15 protein-coding genes and 1 riboswitch are annotated in these 17085 nt (G+C 66.2%); of the genes, 14 read left to right on the forward strand and 1 reads right to left on the reverse strand.

Going from position 1 to position 17085, the window contains the following annotated elements:
* The first annotated feature begins 154 nt into the window (after window positions 1-154).
* The 5 genes from bioB to bioD are packed head-to-tail and all read left to right on the forward strand — an operon-like array spanning window position 155 to window position 5807.
* A complete protein-coding gene (gene bioB, locus HGO92_RS03270; RefSeq protein ID WP_169991767.1) occupies window positions 155-1315 on the forward strand; it encodes a biotin synthase BioB in 1161 nt (386 codons plus the stop codon).
* On the forward strand, window positions 1308-2732 hold the full coding sequence (locus tag HGO92_RS03275) for an adenosylmethionine--8-amino-7-oxononanoate transaminase (RefSeq protein ID WP_169991769.1): 1425 nt from the start codon (window positions 1308-1310) through the stop codon (window positions 2730-2732). Before bioB ends, HGO92_RS03275 begins: the two co-directional genes overlap by 8 nt.
* Window positions 2732-3979, forward strand: coding sequence for an aminotransferase class I/II-fold pyridoxal phosphate-dependent enzyme (locus HGO92_RS03280; RefSeq protein WP_169991770.1), 1248 nt, complete (start codon window positions 2732-2734; stop codon window positions 3977-3979). Before HGO92_RS03275 ends, HGO92_RS03280 begins: the two co-directional genes overlap by 1 nt.
* A complete protein-coding gene (locus tag HGO92_RS03285; RefSeq protein ID WP_169991772.1) occupies window positions 3976-5088 on the forward strand; it encodes a cytochrome P450 family protein in 1113 nt (370 codons plus the stop codon). Before HGO92_RS03280 ends, HGO92_RS03285 begins: the two co-directional genes overlap by 4 nt.
* Window positions 5085-5807 (forward strand): dethiobiotin synthase, encoded by a 723-nt coding sequence (bioD, locus tag HGO92_RS03290; RefSeq protein WP_346768833.1) that lies wholly within the window; start codon window positions 5085-5087, stop codon window positions 5805-5807. The genes HGO92_RS03285 and bioD overlap by 4 nt, the downstream gene beginning before the upstream one ends.
* A 21-nt stretch (window positions 5808-5828) precedes the next feature.
* Here the strand turns inward: bioD and HGO92_RS03295 are convergent, their stop codons facing one another.
* Entirely contained in the window at window positions 5829-6218 is a 390-nt protein-coding gene (locus HGO92_RS03295) for a hypothetical protein (protein ID WP_169991776.1), read from the reverse strand.
* 199 nt (window positions 6219-6417) lie between these two features.
* A riboswitch (cyclic di-AMP (ydaO/yuaA leader) is annotated at window positions 6418-6593 on the forward strand.
* A 4-nt stretch (window positions 6594-6597) separates the two neighbouring features.
* Here HGO92_RS03295 and HGO92_RS03300 point away from each other — a divergent pair.
* The 9 genes from HGO92_RS03300 to HGO92_RS03340 all read left to right on the forward strand — a co-directional run bounded on the left by HGO92_RS03300 (window position 6598) and on the right by HGO92_RS03340 (window position 17070).
* Window positions 6598-7488 carry a LysM peptidoglycan-binding domain-containing C40 family peptidase gene (locus HGO92_RS03300; RefSeq protein ID WP_240974348.1) on the forward strand — a complete coding sequence of 297 codons (891 nt, stop codon included), beginning with the start codon at window positions 6598-6600 and terminating at the stop codon, window positions 7486-7488.
* Window positions 7489-7722: 234 nt separating this feature from the next.
* Entirely contained in the window at window positions 7723-9333 is a 1611-nt protein-coding gene (locus HGO92_RS03305) for an MDR family MFS transporter (protein ID WP_440915754.1), read from the forward strand.
* Between the two features lie 174 nt (window positions 9334-9507).
* Window positions 9508-10536, forward strand: a complete 1029-nt coding sequence (locus HGO92_RS03310) for an ATP-binding cassette domain-containing protein (RefSeq protein WP_169991778.1) — start codon at window positions 9508-9510, stop codon at window positions 10534-10536.
* On the forward strand, window positions 10533-11378 hold the full coding sequence (locus tag HGO92_RS03315) for an ABC transporter permease (RefSeq protein ID WP_169991780.1): 846 nt from the start codon (window positions 10533-10535) through the stop codon (window positions 11376-11378). The genes HGO92_RS03310 and HGO92_RS03315 overlap by 4 nt, the downstream gene beginning before the upstream one ends.
* Window positions 11379-11446: 68 nt before the next feature.
* The gene (gene glsA / locus HGO92_RS03320; protein WP_169991782.1) at window positions 11447-13264 is read left to right on the forward strand and encodes a glutaminase A; all 1818 of its coding nucleotides are present in this window, start codon (window positions 11447-11449) and stop codon (window positions 13262-13264) included.
* Between the two features lie 189 nt (window positions 13265-13453).
* A complete protein-coding gene (locus HGO92_RS03325; protein WP_169991784.1) occupies window positions 13454-14098 on the forward strand; it encodes an ABC transporter permease in 645 nt (214 codons plus the stop codon).
* Complete coding sequence (locus HGO92_RS03330; RefSeq protein ID WP_169991786.1) at window positions 14095-15318, forward strand: ABC transporter ATP-binding protein; 1224 nt, start codon at window positions 14095-14097, stop codon at window positions 15316-15318. The genes HGO92_RS03325 and HGO92_RS03330 overlap by 4 nt, the downstream gene beginning before the upstream one ends.
* Window positions 15315-16103 carry an ABC transporter permease gene (locus tag HGO92_RS03335; protein ID WP_169991788.1) on the forward strand — a complete coding sequence of 263 codons (789 nt, stop codon included), beginning with the start codon at window positions 15315-15317 and terminating at the stop codon, window positions 16101-16103. The genes HGO92_RS03330 and HGO92_RS03335 overlap by 4 nt, the downstream gene beginning before the upstream one ends.
* A gap of 31 nt (window positions 16104-16134) precedes the next feature.
* Window positions 16135-17070 (forward strand): glycine betaine ABC transporter substrate-binding protein, encoded by a 936-nt coding sequence (locus HGO92_RS03340; RefSeq protein WP_169991790.1) that lies wholly within the window; start codon window positions 16135-16137, stop codon window positions 17068-17070.
* Window positions 17071-17085: the final 15 nt, after the last annotated feature.

Consider the following 17085-nt stretch of genomic DNA (forward strand, 5'->3'; position numbering starts at 1 on the left):
ATCCGTCGATTCAGGGACCCGGAGGCCCCTGTTGAGTGGTGCCGCACGTCTGTGAGCAGCAAGTCATGAACGGCGCCCGCCCTGCGCACGTCACAATCCTGAACACTGTTCAATCTTTGTTGACAGAACCTGTGCGCCTCAACACACTTGAACGGTGTTCAATTACTTTCAAGACCTGGCCGACCGGCAACTGGCCGGCGGCACCCTGACTCGCGAGGAAGCCCTCGCCGTCCTGCACTCCACCGACGATCAGCTTCTGGACGTGGTGGCCGCCGCGGGCCGGTTGCGCCGCGCGCACTTCGCCAACACCGTCAAGGTCAACTATCTGGTGAACCTCAAATCAGGCCTCTGCCCCGAGGATTGCACCTATTGCTCCCAGCGCCTTGGTTCCGCCGCGCAAATCCTCAAGTACACCTGGCTCAAGCCCGAGGAAGCCGTGCAGCAAGCCGCCACCGGGATCCGTGCCGGCGCCTCCCGCGTCTGCCTGGTGGCCAGCGGCAAGGGCCCCACCGATCGGGATGTCGACCGGGTGGCTTCCATGGTGGAGGGGCTCAAGGATGAGCACCCGCAGGTGGAGGTCTGCGCCTGCCTCGGCATCCTCAAGGACGGCCAGGCCTCCAAGCTCAAGGACGCCGGTGTCGACGCTTACAACCACAACCTGAATACCAGCGAATCGAACTACGCGGACATCTGCACCACCCACGAATACTCCGACCGCGTGCGCACCGTTGAGCATGCCAAGGACGCCGGGCTCTCCCCCTGCTCGGGCCTGATCGTGGGCATGGGCGAAACCGACGACGAACTGATCGACGCGGTCTTCGCGCTACGCGAGTTGGACAGCGATTCGATCCCGGTCAACTTCCTGATGCCGTTCGAGGGCACACCGCTGGAAGGCACCTGGCTGCTGACGCCCGCGCACTGCCTACGGATCCTAACGATGATCCGCTTCGCTTGCCCGGCCACCGAGCTCCGCATGGCCGGTGGCCGAGAAATGCACCTGCGTTCGCTGCAGCCGCTGGCCCTGCAGGTGGCCAACTCGCTGTTCCTCGGCGACTACCTCACCAGCGAAGGCCAGGAGGCCAAGGCCGATCTGGACATGATTGCCGACAACGGGTTCGTGGTCCTGGGCGCCGGCCCGGATTCTTCCACAGGGTCCACCGATTGCACCGGGTCCGCTGTTTCCAGTGCTGTGTCCCCTGGGTCCGCTGCGTCAGGTACCCCGCAGACAAACAACGACGGCGGTGCCCCGGCTTCCGCAGGGCAGGTCACCATCCGCCGCCGCGGCGCCGGTACGGAACTCGCCCCCAATGTCTGAGACGGCCCTGGGCACCGTAACCGCCACGCCGGGCAGGCCGATCGAGTTTCCGGTCGGAACAGCCGCCGCTGCACGCATTCTGGACAAGACAGCCTCCGCTGCGCCGTCGCTCATCGCCCGCGACCGCGGCCTGCTCTGGCATCCCTACGCCCCGCTGGACGGTCCGGATCCCTACGCCGTCACGGGAGCTTCGGGAGTCCGGCTCCTGCTTCAGGCCGCGGACGGCGAGCGCTTCGAGGCGGTTGACGCGATGAGTTCCTGGTGGTCCGCCATCCACGGCTACCGGCACCCGGTCCTGGATGAGGCGGTCCGCCGGCAGACGGAGCAATTCAGCCATGTCATGTTCGGCGGACTCACCCACGAGCCGGCCGTCCGGCTCGCTGAGCAGCTGGTGGAGCTGGCGCCGGATCCGCTGGAACACGTGTTTTTCGCGGACTCCGGCTCCGTCTCGGTGGAGGTGGCCCTGAAGCTGGCGGTGCAGTACCAGGCAGCCATGGGCAGGCCCGGCCGCCAGCAGTTCCTGGCCCTGCGCGGCGGCTACCACGGCGACACCTTCGCGGCGATGAGCGTGTGCGATCCGGTGGACGGCATGCACACCGCGTTCCCCGGCCTCGTCGCGCAGCAGCACTTCCTGCCGCGGCCGCCTGCGGCGCGGCTGAACAACGACGGCGAACTGGTCGCCGAGGCGTCCGAGGTGTCCGGCTGGATCGCCGAGCTGGAAGAGACGGCGGTGCGGCATGCCGGCGAGCTGGCCGGCATCATCGTGGAGCCGGTGCTGCAAGGCGCGGGCGGAATGTACAGCTACGCCCCGGAGTGCCTGCGGACCCTGCGCCGGGTGGCCAACGAGCATGGACTGCTGCTGATTTTCGATGAGATCGCCACCGGCTTCGGCCGCACGGGCCGGCTGTTCGCGTCCGAGTGGGCCGGCGTCGCACCGGACGTGATGTGCGTGGGCAAGGCACTGACCGGCGGGTACCTGACCCTCGCCGCCTTGCTGTGCTCCGGCGAGGTGGCTGCCGCCATCACGGCCTCGGAGTTCCGCGCGCTGCTACACGGACCCACCTTCATGGCCAATCCGCTGGCCTGTGCGGTGGCCACCGCGTCCTTGGACCTGCTGGAATCCGCCAACTGGCAGAAGCAGGTGCAGCACGTCCAGCAGGGCTTGTCCGCCGCACTGGCACCGGCTGCCGGCCTGGAATCGGTCCGCGATGTCCGTGTGCTTGGCGCCGTCGGGGTGGTGCAGCTGGACCGGCCGGTGGACATTCCCGCCATCACCCGCGCCGCGCTGGCGCAAGGTGTGTGGGTGCGCCCGTTCCGCGACCTGATCTACACCATGCCGCCCTATATTTCCTCGGCGGAGGATATCGCCGCCATCGGCGCCGGGATCACCGCCGCCGTCGGCCGGGTGTACGGCTGATGGGCGCGATGCAGCAGTGGCTCAGGGAGCAGGCCCACGTGCGTGCCCGGCGCGGAACAGTGCGGAACACAACGGCACGGAACACCACGGCAGGGAACACAACCGTCCGGAACGCGGCCGCCAGCGACTCGGCCGCCCGGGACACGCTGCTGGATCTGGCCTCCAACGATTATCTGGGCCTGTCCACCGATCCCCGGCTACAGGCCGCCGGCATCGACGCTATCGGGCGCTTCGGCACGGGCGCCCGCGCGTCCCGGGTGGTCACCGGGACGCAGCCGGTGCACGCGGAACTCGAAGCAGAGCTCTGCCGGCTGACCGGCCAGCCCGCCGCCCTGGCGTTCTCCAGCGGCTACGCGGCGAACCTCGGCATCCTCACCGCGCTCGGAGGCCCCGGCACGCTGATCGTCCGGGATGAACACTGCCACGCCTCACTGATCGACGGCGCCCGGCTCTCCCGCTCCCCCGTGGAAGTGTTTGCCCATGGCGATCTCGCCGCGCTGGACCGGTTGCTGGGCAGCCGAGGCCAGCCGCGCGCCGTCGTCGTTGTTGAATCGGTCTACTCGGTGCTCGGCGATGCGGCGGAGCTGAGAGAAACTGCGCGCATCTGCGCCAATCACGACGCCCTGCTGGTGGTCGACGAGGCGCACGGAATCGGCGTTGCCGGCGGCGGCCGCGGCGCCGTCCACGCGGCCGGACTGGCTGGCGCGGAGCACGTGGTGCTCACGGCGACCTTGTCCAAGGCGCTCGGCGCACAAGGCGGCGCGGTACTCGGTTCGGCCGCACTGCGCGCGCACCTGGTCAACACTGCCCGCAGTTTCATTTTCGATACCGGGCTGGCCCCGGCTGCAGCCGCTGCCGCGGCCGAGGCCTGCCGGATCATCGCCGCCGACCCGTCGCTGGCACAGGCCGTGCTCGGCAATGCGGCCATCATTGCCCAGGCGTGCGGCGTCGAGCAGGCCGCCGGAGCTGTGCAGTCGGTCCCAGTGGGCCGGCCGGAGGACGCCGCGCAACTCGCCGCCCGCCTCGAGGAAGCCGGGGTCCTGGTCGGATGCTTCCGGCCGCCGAGTGTGCCGGACGGCATCTCGCGGCTGCGGTTGACTGCCCGCGCGGACCTGGCACCGGGACAGGTACGGCATGCCGCCGGGCTGGTGGCCGGCATGGTGGCCGGATTGGAGGCAGGAACTCTGCCTAAACCGGTGGGCGGAATAGACGCTGCAATGCACCTCGGAAGGGTAGGAGCGCGATGAGCTTCCACGTTGTTTCGGATCCGGCAGAAGTGCGTGAGGTGATGCGCCGGACCGAAGATTTCCTGCCCACCAACGCGCTGACCTCCGTGGTGCCCCTGGCCCCGGCTGCCCTGCGCATCCTCAGCCGCGCCCGCTTCGCCCTGCCGCCGGTGCTGGCGTCGGCTACCGGAACCAAGCACCGCGATGTGCGAAAGCTGGTGGCGGGTTTTTTCACCCCCGCGAAAGTCGCCGCCATCGGGCCGCGGGTGCGGGAGCTGACCCGGGAACGCACCGCTGCGACCGCTGAACTGCTGCACCACGGGCCGGTGGATCTGGCCGATGCGGTGGCCAAGCACGTTCCGCCGGTCATCATGGCGGAGCTGACCGGCGTCCGCTGCCCCGACCTGGACATCCTCAAACGCTGGAGCAGGGACTCGCTCGAGCTGTTCTGGGGCTGGCCGGCCGAGGACCGCCAGCCGGCCCTGGCGGAGAGTGCCGCCGAGTTCTACGGCTGGCTGCGCGGCGAAGTGGCCGCCAGCCGCGGCACCGCGTCGCTCTTCGGCGTACTCGATGCCGCCGGGCTTACGCCGTCGGAGATCTGCTCGCTGGGCTATTTCCTGGTCATCGCGGGGCAGGAAACCACGGCGCAGCTGATCGGCACGTCGTTCTACCGCGCCCTGCAGGAACCGGGACGCTGGCAGCACCTCGCGGCCGGCGCCAGGGCAGGGGCCGGAGCCGGGGCGGGCGCCACGAACGGGAGCAGGACCGGAGCCGCGCCGTTCGTGCGGCAGGTGCTGGCCACCGAATCCTCCGTACATACCTGGCGGCGCGCCGTTGGCCGCGACACCCGATTGGGCGGCACGGAACTCCCCGCCGGCGCGGAAATCCTGCTCGAGCTCAGCGGCAACCATCCCCTGGACACCGGCGGAACCGCGTATTCGCTGGCGTTCGGGCATGGCCTGCACCGCTGTCTGGGCGCCAAACTGGCCGAGCTGGAAACCGTGCTGGTGCTTGAGGAAACGGCCCGGGCCCTGCCCTCGGTAGGACTCACCGGGCCGGAACCCGAATGGCTGCGCCTGCTGTCCTTCCAAACGCCCCTCACCGTCACGGTGGAACGGGAGGAAAAGTGACGGAGGCTCCCACCCCGTCCAGTCAGGCCAGTCTCACCGGCCTGCCGCAGGTCATTTTCGTCACCGGCACCGACACCGGCGTCGGCAAGACGATAACGACGGCGGCGCTCGCCACCGCCTTACCGGGCACCGTTTCGGTCTACAAGCCGGCTCAGACGGGGGTTGGTGACGGCGAACCGGGCGACGCAGACGAAGTGCGCCGGCTCTCCGGTGCGGCTAGGGTGACCGAAGGCATCCGGCTGCTCGAGCCGATGGCCCCGGTGGCTGCTGCTGCGCGGCAAGGGGCGGCGCTGCCTTCCCTCGCGAACCACGTCCGGCACATTGAGCAGCTGGCTGCGGAATCGGACCATGTCCTGGTGGAAGGCGCCGGCGGGCTCCTCGTGGAACTCGACGGCGAGGGCAGGACCCTCGCAGACCTCGCGGCCGCGATGGGGAACTCCGATGTTGGCGGTGCCGGCGTCGTCGTTGTCTGCCGCAGCGGACTGGGCACGCTGAACCACACTCTGCTCACGCTGGAGGCCCTGGAAACCCGAAACCTCGCAGCCGCCGGGCTGGTCATCGGTTCCTGGCCGGTGGAACCAAGCGCGGTGGAAGAGGACAATCTGCGGTACTTGCAGAGTGTGGACGTGCCGTTCCTCGGCGCCATCCCGCAGGACGCCGCAGGCCTTCACCCGGCAAAATTCCAGGCCGACGCTCGGGATTGGTTCCGGCTGCTCTAGCGCTAGTTGGTGGCGTTGGCGCTAGCTGCTGGCGTTGGCGCAGGCGTCCTGCAGTGCGTTCACAGACTCGGCCGGCACCTGGTCTCCGGCCTGCGCAATGTCACCCATCGGCGTCGTAATTTCGGCGGGCACCCCGGCCTGTTCAGCGGCACCGACGAGGCCGGAAAGCAGTTGCTTCTCCCCCGCGCTGATCGTGCCATCCGCCACAGGTTTGCAGACCTGCTGGAGCACTTCGTCGACAGCAGCCGATGTGATTCCCGACACAGCATCAGAGGCGGCCTGGCCGGCCGCATCCTTGGCACCGGAAACGGCTTCATTGGCCGCATCGGCGGCGGCCTGTTCAACTTGGCTGCACCCCGTGATGAGCAGGGAAAACAACACAAACACGAGGGCAAAGCTTCGACGGATCATCCGGCAAGATTACTACGGAACAGCGCCACCGCCCGAACGCATCCACCGGGCCTCCACTAGCACCAAACCACCCCCAAAACCGCCATTGACGGCGCGTCCGTTTTGCGGAGTTACCAATCCGTTATGTAGGGTGGCAACCACGTCGGCGCTTCCTGGGCCGGCCCCCTCGGAATGGCTTTGCCTAACTCTGCCACCGTTCCGAGTCCGTTCGCTAGACAGATGGCAGAGGCGGGGGACCCACGTTTACCGGGCTCCCTCCAGAGCCCTTGGGGTTAAGCCGCACTTCACCACGGAGCGATTTTCCGAGGTGGAACGCGGCCGGGTGACTCCCATCCGAACCCGACAGCTTACCTCGCAGGCATTGGGAGAGGCTACAACCTTGTTCAAGAACACTTCCGCACGCCATCGTGCAACCCCGGTCCACAGCAACCCGTTCAGCGGAGTTTCGAAGGCCGTATCGTCCCACGCAGGTACCGTTGGCCGCAGTGCCGCAGTTGTCACCGCTGCCGGTGGCCTGATGCTCGGCGCCGGCTTGCCTGCCAACGCAGCGTCCGACGTATCTTCCAGCGACTTCGCCGCAACGGCCCAGGCTGAGGCTGTTGCCGCTCCGGCCGCAGCTCCGGCGCCCGCACCGGCCTCCTCGGAGGACGCTGCAACCCACACCGTCAAGGCTGGCGACACCCTTGGCAACATTGCCGCGCAGCACGGCGTTGAGCTGAACGATGTCTTCGCCGCCAACGGCCTCGGCTTTGCTTCGGTTATCTACCCGGGCGATGTCATCCAGCTCTCCGGCGCCGCACAGGCCCCGGCCGCCCAGGCTGCTCCGGCCGCCCCGGCACCCGCCGAGGCACCGGCCACCCAGGCCGCACCGCAGGAAGAAGCGTTCACTGTTGCTGCAGCTAGCGCCAACATCGAGCTTGCTTCCACCAGCACGGCCAGCACCTCGGGCATCGTCGGCACCGCCAAGTCCATGGTCGGCACCCCGTACGTCTGGGGCGGCACCTCGACCAGCGGCTGGGACTGCTCCGGCTTCGTGCAGTGGGTCTACGCCCAGCACGGCATCGACCTGCCCCGCGTCACCACGGCTCAGGCCGGGGCTCTGACCCCGACCAGCAACCCGAAGCCGGGCGACCTGGTGCTCCAGAACGGTGGAAGCCACATCGGCATCTACCTCGGTGGCGGCCAGATGATCAGCGCCCTGAACCCGGGCGAGGGCACCAAGGTGCACCCCACCAGCTGGATGCCGGTAGACGGCTACTTCACCGCGTAAGGCCCACGGCCGAACAGCCGGAACAGCTATATAGGGACGCTCCTATATATACGCGCTCCTATATATAGGTATGCACCGTTGGATTTTCCGGCGGTGCATACCTCGCTTAAGTGGGGCATCTTATGTGGGGTGCGCCCCCTTTTGGGACCGGCGGGAATACTGCTCCCACTATGCTGGTTAGTCTTGCTGTCGCCGCCTCGCGCAGGCACCGCTTCCCACAAAAACCATTAGAGGATACCTTCCGTGAGTCAACAGTCCCCGGCCGAACCCGCCGTCGTAAATCCCGGCGCCGCGCCAGTACCCGGACCGGGAAGCGACGGCGCCGACCATACGCGCCGGAACAACCGGGTGATCCGGTTGCTGCTGGCTGCCTCCTTTGTGGTCATCCTGAACGAGACGATCATGAGTGTCGCCCTGACGGAGCTGATGGACGACCTCGGGATCACCGCGCGCGCCGCCCAGTGGCTGACCACGGCGTTCATGCTGACCATGGCGGTGGTCATCCCGATCACCGGCTTCCTGCTGCAGCGCTTCAACACCCGGCCGGTCTTCACCGCCGCCATGTCGCTCTTCTCCGCCGGCACGCTGATCGCCGCTATGGCGCCCGGATTCGAACTCCTGCTGCTGGGCCGGATTGTCCAGGCCACCGGCACCGCGATCATGATGCCGCTGCTGATGACCACCCTGATGACCCTGGTGGCCCCGGCCGAGCGCGGCAAGACCATGGGCAACGTCTCGATTGTCATCTCCGTGGCGCCGGCCATCGGTCCGACCATCTCCGGCATCATCCTCAACGCCTTGTCCTGGCGGTGGATGTTCTGGCTGGTGCTGCCGATCGCCGTCGCCATGCTGATCATCGGCAACCGGCGGGTGGACAACGTCACCGAACCGAGGCCGGTCCCGCTGGACGTGCTCTCCGTGGTGCTCTCCGCGTTCGGCTTCGGCGGCCTGATCTACGGTCTGAGCCTGGTCGGCCAGGGCTCCGGCGAGGCGGGTGAGGCTGTGTCCGCAATGCCCATGTGGATCTCCTTCGGTGTGGGGCTCGTGGCCCTGTCCGCCTTCATCCTGCGCCAGCTGAGGCTCCAGCGGCGGGACCGCGCGCTGCTGGATCTGCGCACCTTCCGCTCCAGCACCTTTGCGGTCGCCGTGGGCCTGATGGTCATCAGCATGGCGGCCCTGTTCGGCACCATCATCCTGCTCCCTATCTACATGCAGCAGGTGCTTGGGCTCGAACCGTTCCAGATCGGCCTGATGCTGCTGCCCGGCGGGCTCCTCATGGGATTGCTGGCGCCGTTTGTCGGCCGGCTCTACGACAGGTTCGGGCCGACCGTCCTGCTGGTGCCGGGAACAACGCTGGTCAGTGCGGTGCTGTGGTTCCTCTCCACGCTGACCGAGAACACCTCGCCCTTCACGCTGCTGGCCGCGCACATTGTCCTGAGCATCGGTCTGGCCCTGCTCTTCACCCCGCTGTTCACCGCCGGCCTGGGCGCGGTGAAGCCGGAACTGTACTCGCACGGCAGCGCGATCATCGGCACGGTCCAGCAGGTGGCGGGCGCCGTCGGGACGGCTTTGTTCGTGACCGTCATGTCGATCCAGTCCGCCGCGTTGGCCGCGGACGGTTCGGCGGGTAACGTGGCGGTGGCCGGCGGCGTGCGTGCCGCGTTCCTGGCCGGCGCGATCATCTCGGTCTTCGCCGTGGTGGCAGCTTTCTTTGTCCGCAAACCCGCGGACGACCAGACGGCCGGCCATCAGGCAGCGGAGCATCCGGCGACGGAACATCAAGCAGCGGACAGCCCGATGCCGGAACTTTCGGAGTCGGCCGGCGCGTTGGCCGACGGTCGCTAAGAGGTCTGCCCCGGAGGCGTCCCTAACCGGGAGCCCGTAGAAAGAGCGAGGGCGTACGACGGCGGCCCACACCATAGTGCGACGGCGGCACCACGATGATTCCGGCCGGCATGAGGACCGGAACTGTCCTCAATTCCCTTTCCGAACCCACCCGGCCTTTTCTAAGATGCCACCATGACGATCATCGAGGCCCGCGGCCTGACCAAGATCTACAAGACGAAAACCGGCGCAGTCCATGCCTTGGACGGGCTGGATCTTTCCGTCCCGCGCGGCACGGTCAAGGCCCTGCTCGGGCCCAACGGTGCCGGCAAAACCACGGCCGTTAAGGTCTTGACCACACTCATCAAACCGGACCGCGGTAGCGCGCATATCGACGGAATCGATGTCGCCGCCGCGCCGAAGGACGTGCGCCGGATCATCGGCGTCGCCGGACAGTATGCGGCGGTTGATGAGAACCTGACCGGCTTCGAGAACCTGGAAATGGTCGGCCGGCTCTACCACCTCGGCGCCAAAACGGCGCGGCGCCGGGCGCAGGAACTGATCGACCAGTTCGAACTGACCGAAGCCGGCAACCGTCCGGTCAAGGGGTTTTCCGGCGGCATGCGGCGGCGGATCGACCTCGCCGGCGCCCTGGTGATCAACCCCAAGATCCTGTTTTTGGACGAGCCCACCACCGGGCTGGACCCGCGCAGCCGGCTCGCGCTCTGGGGCGTGATCAAGAACCTCGTGGCCGAGGGCACCACCCTGCTGCTGACCACGCAGTATCTGGAGGAGGCGGACCAGCTCTCGGACGACATTGCCGTGATCGACGGCGGCAGGGTCATCGCCGAGGGCACCGCGGACGAGCTCAAGGCGCAGATCGGCGGCCACCGCGTGGTTGTCACGCTGGTGGACGAGGCGGACGCCGGGACGGCGGTCGGCATTCTGGCCCGGCACGGCGAGGGCGAGGCCCAGGTCTCCGGAGACGGGCGCGTGGTGGAAGTGCCGGTGACGGACGGGCCGCGCGCGCTGCAGTATGTACTCGCGGACCTCGGCGAGGTGAAAATCCAGCTGCACGACGCCGGCATGCGCCGCCCCACGCTGGACGATGTTTTCCTCAAACTCACCGGCCGCAAGGCGGAAACCGACGCAGACGACGACGGCGGTGCCGGCACCGGCACCGGCTCGCAGCGCGCCAAGACGCAACTGGAGGACGCGAAATGACCACCCTCACCCAGCCCGGCTCCACATCGGCCCTGGCCAGCACCGGCAGCAGCTTCGGCCAGTTCGTATCGGACGGCTGGATCGCCACCCGCCGGAACCTGGTCAAGATCAAACGCGTGCCGGAAATCCTGGTCTTCACCATCCTGCAGCCGATCATGTTCGTGCTGCTCTTCAGCCAGGTCTACGGCGGCGCCATGGCCATCGACAACTACACGCTGTTCCTGATGGCCGGCATTTTCGCCCAAACGGTCATCTTCGGCTCCACGTTCTCGGGCGCGGCGATGGCACAGGACCTTAAGGACGGGATCATCGACCGGTTCCGCACCCTGCCCATGAGCCCGGCCGCGGTCCTCGTAGGGCGCACCAACGGGGACCTGGCCATCAACTCCATCTCCATGCTGATCATGATGGCAACGGGCTGGGCGGTCGGCTGGCGGGTAACGACGTCGTTCTGGGGTTTCCTCGGCGGGGTCGCCATCCTGCTGCTGTTCTCGTACTCCTTCAGCTGGGTCATGGCCCTGTTGGGCATGAGCGTCCGCAGCCCGGAGATCATCAACAACGCCTCGTTCATGATCCTGTTCCCGCTGACCTTCATCTCCAACGCCTTCGTGCCCATCCACACCATGCCGGACATCCTGCGCGTCATCGCCGAATGGAACCCGGTCTCCGCGCTGGTGGCCTCGGCCCGCCAGCTGTTCGGCAACACCTATGCGGAATTCCCGGAGCCCACCGCGTGGACGCTGCAGCACCCGTTCGTCACCGTGTTCATCGGCATCGCCGTGATGCTGCTGGTCTTCGTGCCGCTGGCCATCCGGAAGTTCGAGTCCATCAGTTCCCGCTGACCCGCCGTTCGACGCCGGGGCCTGATGGCTGCCAATCGGGTTTCCACATTGCCAATAGGCTGTTGCCCATGGAATCTCCGATCGAGAGCTACCTGCGCAGCCTCCATACCGAAATCTCGCAGCTCAGGCATGGCCTCCCCTACAGCGTCGGGCCTGCCTCGGCGACGATAGACCCGGATAACTTCGGTATCTGCCTCGCCACCGTGGACGGCTATGTCTATGAAGTCGGTGATTCCCGCAAGGAATTCACCATGCAGTCGATCTCCAAGCCATTCACCTACGCTCTCGCCCTGTCGGATCTCGGCATGGCGGCGGTGGACGAGAAAGTGGATGTGGAGCCGTCCGGAGATCCGTTCAACGAGATTTCGCTGGCCGCCGGTACTGGCCGACCCGCAAACGCCATGATCAATGCGGGCGCGCTGGCAGTAACTTCACTGGTCAAGGGCTCCGGTGGCAGGTCCGCAATCAAACGCATCGTCAGCGCCTACTCCGACTTCGCGGGCAGGGACCTGGCTGTCAGCGAAAAGATCTTTGAAGCGGAGTTCCGCAACAGTGACCGCAACCACGCACTGGCCTACCTCCTGAGCTCCTTCAACATCATCGAAGACAATCCCACTGCTGTCCTGGAAAATTACTTGCGGCAATGCTCGGTCCAGGTCACTTGCCGGGATCTGTCCATCATGGCGGCCACGCTCGCCAACAGCGGCACCAACCCCGTGACCGGCGTGAGCGTCATGGACATCGGCCCGGTGGAGCGCGTGCTTTCAGTGATGATGACTTCGGGGATGTACGACGACGCCGGTGACTGGGTCAGCCACGTGGGGATGCCTGCCAAGTCCGGGGTGGGCGGCGGCACCATAGCTGTGCTCCCCGGACAGGCCGGGCTGGCTGTCTTCTCGCCGCCGCTTGATGAACATGGCGGCAGTGTACGGGGCATCGCCACCAGCCAGCGTCTCTCGGATGAGATGGAAATGCACTTTGTCCGCTCTGCCCGCGCCGGGCGTTCCGCCATCCGCGCCTCCTACGACATCGCTGCCTCGCCCTCGGGAATACGCCGCGACGACGAGGCCGCTCTGACACTGCGCGAGCATGGCCACCGCGCCCGGGTGATCGAACTGAACGGAGACCTGCTGTTTGCCGGTACAGAATCGACGGTGCGGGCCATCGCAGGGCTGGACTCCGCCGTCGAGCTGGTCATCCTGGATTTGCGCCGGGTAGGCGAGGCAGGCGGCGTTGCGCACCGGTTGCTGCCCCGCCTGCAACGGAATCTTGCCGCCGCTGGAAAGGAACTCGTGCTGGTCGACCGGGAAGAGTCCCTCAAGGACCTTTTCGCCGCTCCCGACGCCAAGGTGCGCAGCTTCGATACCCGCAATGCCGCCGTCGAGTATGCGGAAAACCGCCTGATTTCCTTGCACAATCCGGGCTGGTCGCCGCCGGCCAGGGTCCCGGTGGCCGAATCGCCGGCGATGAGTACGCTGAGCCCAGACGATATCGCGGCATTGGAGTCGCGGATGGAAACCCGCACCTACCACGACGGCGGCATCGTCCGCCGGGTGGGACAGCGTTTCGGCGGTGTCTTTTTCATCATCTCGGGCAAGGTCAATACCATCGCCACCGGGCCGGACGGCGCACGCGTCAGGCTGTCCACGCTCAGCGCCGGGATGACTTTCGGCGAACTCGCCCTGGGCAGCGAAGACCGGCAGGAGACCACGGAGAAGGCGGAAGGACCGGTTGAAGTGAAGATCTTGACCGCCGAAGCCATAGACGAGCTGCAGGAAGAAGACCCCCGGCTTGCTGTGGAACTGTGGCGTGCCCTGACCCGCGATGCCTACACCCGCGTGGACCAATACCTGCGTGAATCAGCGGTCCGGGTCCGGGACACGTAGCAGGCACAACCGTCGCCGCGGCGCAGATAGAGGCTTGATAACGCTTTGCCGCATCTTGCGGACACGCTGCGGACCGCAGGGCACCGTCCACTATAGTGACAGTCAGTCCGGCAATTGGCACGTTCAAGGAATCTGCCAAAGCCACTGTTCCAGAGGCCGGTGCCCGGTTGAGATGTAGAGGAGAACTGCTTGGACTTCTTCGAATTCCTGATTAACCGCAGTGACGACATGCTCGAGTTGGGCATCGAGCATGCAGTCCTGGTGGGAGTTTCCGTCCTGCTGGCCACTGTGATCGGTGTAGGCCTGGGTATTGCTACCTACCAGCGGGAACGCCCGCGCGAAGTTGTCCTCGCCATCACCGGCGCCTTCCTCACAGTGCCGTCCTTTGCACTGTTCATCCTGCTCATCGGGCCGCTGGGCCTGGGGGCCATGCCCGTAGTCGTGGCCCTGACGATGTACGGGCTGCTGCCGATTGTCCGCAACACCATCACCGGGCTCCGCGAGGTAGACCCCGCCATCGTCGAGTCCGCACTGGGCATGGGCATGAGCCGGTCCCAGCGGCTGCTGCGCATCGAACTACCGCTGGCCTGGCCGGTCATCATCACCGGTATCCGTGTGACCACCCTGGTCCTGCTCGGCATCGCCGCGATCGGCGCCATTGTGCTTGGACCGGGCTACGGCGAACTGATCTTCACCGGGTTGGCGCGCGTCGGTACACCCGTGGCCGTCAATCTGGTCCTGGCCGGAACGCTGGGCGTCATCATTCTGGCCGTCCTTTTCGACGCCTTTTTCTACGTCATCCGCAAGCTCACGACCTCCCAAGGAATCCGATGACCAGCACAACCGTGAACAACCGATCCACCGGCAAGGTGATGATCCGGTTGGAAAACCTGACCAAGCGGTTCCCCGGGCAGAAACACAACGCCGTCGACAACCTGACGCTGGATATCTACGAAGGCGAGATTGTCGTGCTCGTCGGTCCCTCCGGCTGCGGCAAGACCACCACCATGAAAATGATCAACCGGATCATCGAACCGACTTCGGGCAGGATCATTCTCGACGGCGAGGACGTCACCACCACGGATCCGGACGCACTCCGCCGTCGTATCGGCTACGTCATCCAGCAGGTGGGTCTCTTCCCGCACCTGACCATCGGCGAGAACATCGCTACCGTTCCGAAGCTGCTGGGCTGGGACAGCAAGCGCGTCAGTGCGCGGGTGGACGAACTGCTGGAGATGGTGAACCTCGCGCCCGAGTCCTACCGCAACCGCTATCCCAAACAGCTCTCGGGCGGACAGAAGCAGCGGGTGGGTGTGGCACGGGCGCTCGGCGCAGACCCGGACGTCATGCTCATGGACGAACCCTTCGGCGCCATCGATCCAATCACCCGGGACAGGCTGCAAAACGAGTTCCTGCGCCTGCAGTCCGAAGTACGCAAGACCATCGTCTTCGTCACCCATGACATCGACGAAGCAATCAAGATGGGAGACCGGATCGCCATCCTGCAAGACGCATCAAAAATCGCCCAGTACGACACCCCCGAACAGATCCTGACCGCGCCGGCCAACGACTTCGTCTCCGATTTCATCGGCAACGGCGCCTCGCTGAAGCGGCTGAATCTTAGCCATGTGTCCGACATCGAACTGACGCAATGGCCCACCGTCCAGCTGGGCACGGACCACAACCAGGCGCTGGACATGCTCCGCCGATCCGACCGAAGCGCCCTGCTGGTACTCGATGAGTCGGGGCGGCCCCGACGTTGGGTAGGTGCTGATGACCTTCACCGTGGCGCCGGCCGTCCGCTCGATGAGATCGGGCTGCCCGCCGGCGCCATGGTCGAGCCCCGTGCCACCCTCAGCGACGCGTTGAACGAACTGATCACCGCCCGCTACAGCGTGACCATCGTCGTGGATGCCAAAGGGATTTACCAAGGCGTAGTGGATATCGAGCAGATCAATGAAGCCATCCGGGGCATGCGCAGCAGCGCCGTCGCCAGAGCACGAGCCGGACTGGCCGAAGGCGCTGAGGCGGGGAGCACCGGGGGGCAGCCATGAGCGATACCGGCGCCGGTGTCCGTACCGGCATTGTCGCGGCCGCCGAGCCGCCGCACCACCGCCGGACCCTGACCGGCTACCTGTTGATGCCGGCCCTGCTGGCATTGGTGTGCCTGGCCTTGTACCTGTATGTCAGTTCCCAGGAGCTGGACAGTATCGAAGCCCGCTCCCTCAACGCCGCGTCTCTGACGAAGGCCATTTGGGAGCATGTCCAGCTCACGGCGGTGTCTACCCTGCTCACCCTGGTCATCGCCATTCCGCTGGGAGTGCTGCTGACCAGGCCATTCACCCGCCGGATCCGGCCCTATCTGCTGACCGTGCTCACCATCGGCCAGGCCGTACCGACCATCGCGGTCCTGGTGCTGCTCGCCGTGGCCTTCCTCTTCCTGGGCTTCCAGGCAGCGGTGGTGGGCCTGGTCCTGTACGCCATAATCCCCGTGCTGTTGAACACCATGGTCGGGCTGGAGCAGGTGGACGAATCCGTCCTCGAAGCCGGGCGTGGCATGGGAATCTCGAAGTTCGGCGTGCTGACCCGTCTGGAGCTGCCGCTGTCCGTCCCGATCATCCTCGCCGGCGTCCGGACCGCCCTGGTCATCAATGTCGGCACCGCGACGCTGACCACCTACATCAACGCAGGCGGGCTCGGGGACATCATCGTTGCCGGGCTTTCCACCAACCGGGTCCTGGTGCAGATTGTCGGTGCCGCGCTCACAGCCGTGCTGGCCCTGCTGATCGATTACCTCGCTGGTATTGCCGAAGACTTCCTGCGGCCCAAAGGCCTGTGAAAGCACGATCAGAACGAGGAGAAGAGGAATCATGAAAGCGATGAGCGCCAGGATCAAAGTGGCTGCTGCATTGGGGGCAGGCATGCTTTTGCTGACCGGCTGTGGCGGCGGAGACGACGGCGGTGGGAACGGCACCGGCGAGCTGGCCGGCGCCGAGTTGGCCGTCGGCTCGAAGGAATTCACGGAGTCCATCCTGCTGGCCCAGATCACCGCCGTCGCCCTGGAGAACGCAGGTGCCACGGTTGAGGACCGCACCGGCATCTCCGGCAGCGCCACCGTCCGCGAGGCACTCGAGTCGGGCGAAGTTGACATGTACTGGGACTACACCGGGACCGGCTGGGTCAACATCCTGGGCCACACCACCGAGGACGCGCCGGAGGACCTCTACGCCGCGGTAGCCGAAGAGGATGCTCAAAACGGCATTGTGTGGCTGGAACCCGCACCGTTCGACGACACCTACCGGATTGCGGTGAAGTCTGCCTTTGCCGAAGAGAACGGCTTGACGAACATGACTGAAGCGGCAGCATTCATTCAGGAAAATCCCGAGCAGGGAGCCGTCTGTGCGGCCAGCGAGTTCATCAACCGCGACGACGGCCTGCCGGGGCTTGAAAAGGCCTATGGCTTCGAGTTCAGCGAAGTTGTTGAGCTCGATCTGAACCTGATCTACACGCAGATCGGCGAGTCCTGCCCGTTTGGTGAAGTGTTCTCCACCGACGCCCGCGTCGTGTCCAATGACCTGACCGTGCTCGAAGACGACAAGGAATTCTTCGTCGAGTACCAGGGCGCTCTGACCCTGCGGCAGGAAACGTTGGACAAGTTCCCGGCCATCGCTGACATTATGGCTCCGATCAGCGCCGAACTGACCAATGAGGTTGTCACCGAGCTCAACGGCCGCGTGGACAACGACGGCGAACAGCCGCGCGACGTCGCCGAGGAGTGGCTCAAAAGCGAAGGCCTGCTGGGCTGAGCGCAGTGGGCAGGT

This window comes from Crystallibacter degradans, assembly GCF_012952295.1.
GTDB lineage: Bacteria > Actinomycetota > Actinomycetes > Actinomycetales > Micrococcaceae > Crystallibacter > Crystallibacter degradans.

Excerpts from the sequence above, each read along its gene's own strand:
- HGO92_RS03275 (WP_169991769.1), top strand. The coding sequence starts at position 1,308 with ATGTCTGAGACGGCCCTGGGCACCGTAACCGCCACGCCGGGCAGGCCG.
- HGO92_RS03280 (WP_169991770.1), top strand. The coding sequence starts at position 2,732 with ATGGGCGCGATGCAGCAGTGGCTCAGGGAGCAGGCCCACGTGCGTGCC.
- HGO92_RS03285 (WP_169991772.1), top strand. The coding sequence starts at position 3,976 with ATGAGCTTCCACGTTGTTTCGGATCCGGCAGAAGTGCGTGAGGTGATG.
- HGO92_RS03295 (WP_169991776.1), bottom strand. The coding sequence starts at position 6,218 with ATGATCCGTCGAAGCTTTGCCCTCGTGTTTGTGTTGTTTTCCCTGCTC.
- HGO92_RS03310 (WP_169991778.1), top strand. The coding sequence starts at position 9,508 with ATGACGATCATCGAGGCCCGCGGCCTGACCAAGATCTACAAGACGAAA.
- HGO92_RS03315 (WP_169991780.1), top strand. The coding sequence starts at position 10,533 with ATGACCACCCTCACCCAGCCCGGCTCCACATCGGCCCTGGCCAGCACC.
- glsA (WP_169991782.1), top strand. The coding sequence starts at position 11,447 with ATGGAATCTCCGATCGAGAGCTACCTGCGCAGCCTCCATACCGAAATC.
- HGO92_RS03330 (WP_169991786.1), top strand. The coding sequence starts at position 14,095 with ATGACCAGCACAACCGTGAACAACCGATCCACCGGCAAGGTGATGATC.
- HGO92_RS03335 (WP_169991788.1), top strand. The coding sequence starts at position 15,315 with ATGAGCGATACCGGCGCCGGTGTCCGTACCGGCATTGTCGCGGCCGCC.
- HGO92_RS03340 (WP_169991790.1), top strand. The coding sequence starts at position 16,135 with ATGAAAGCGATGAGCGCCAGGATCAAAGTGGCTGCTGCATTGGGGGCA.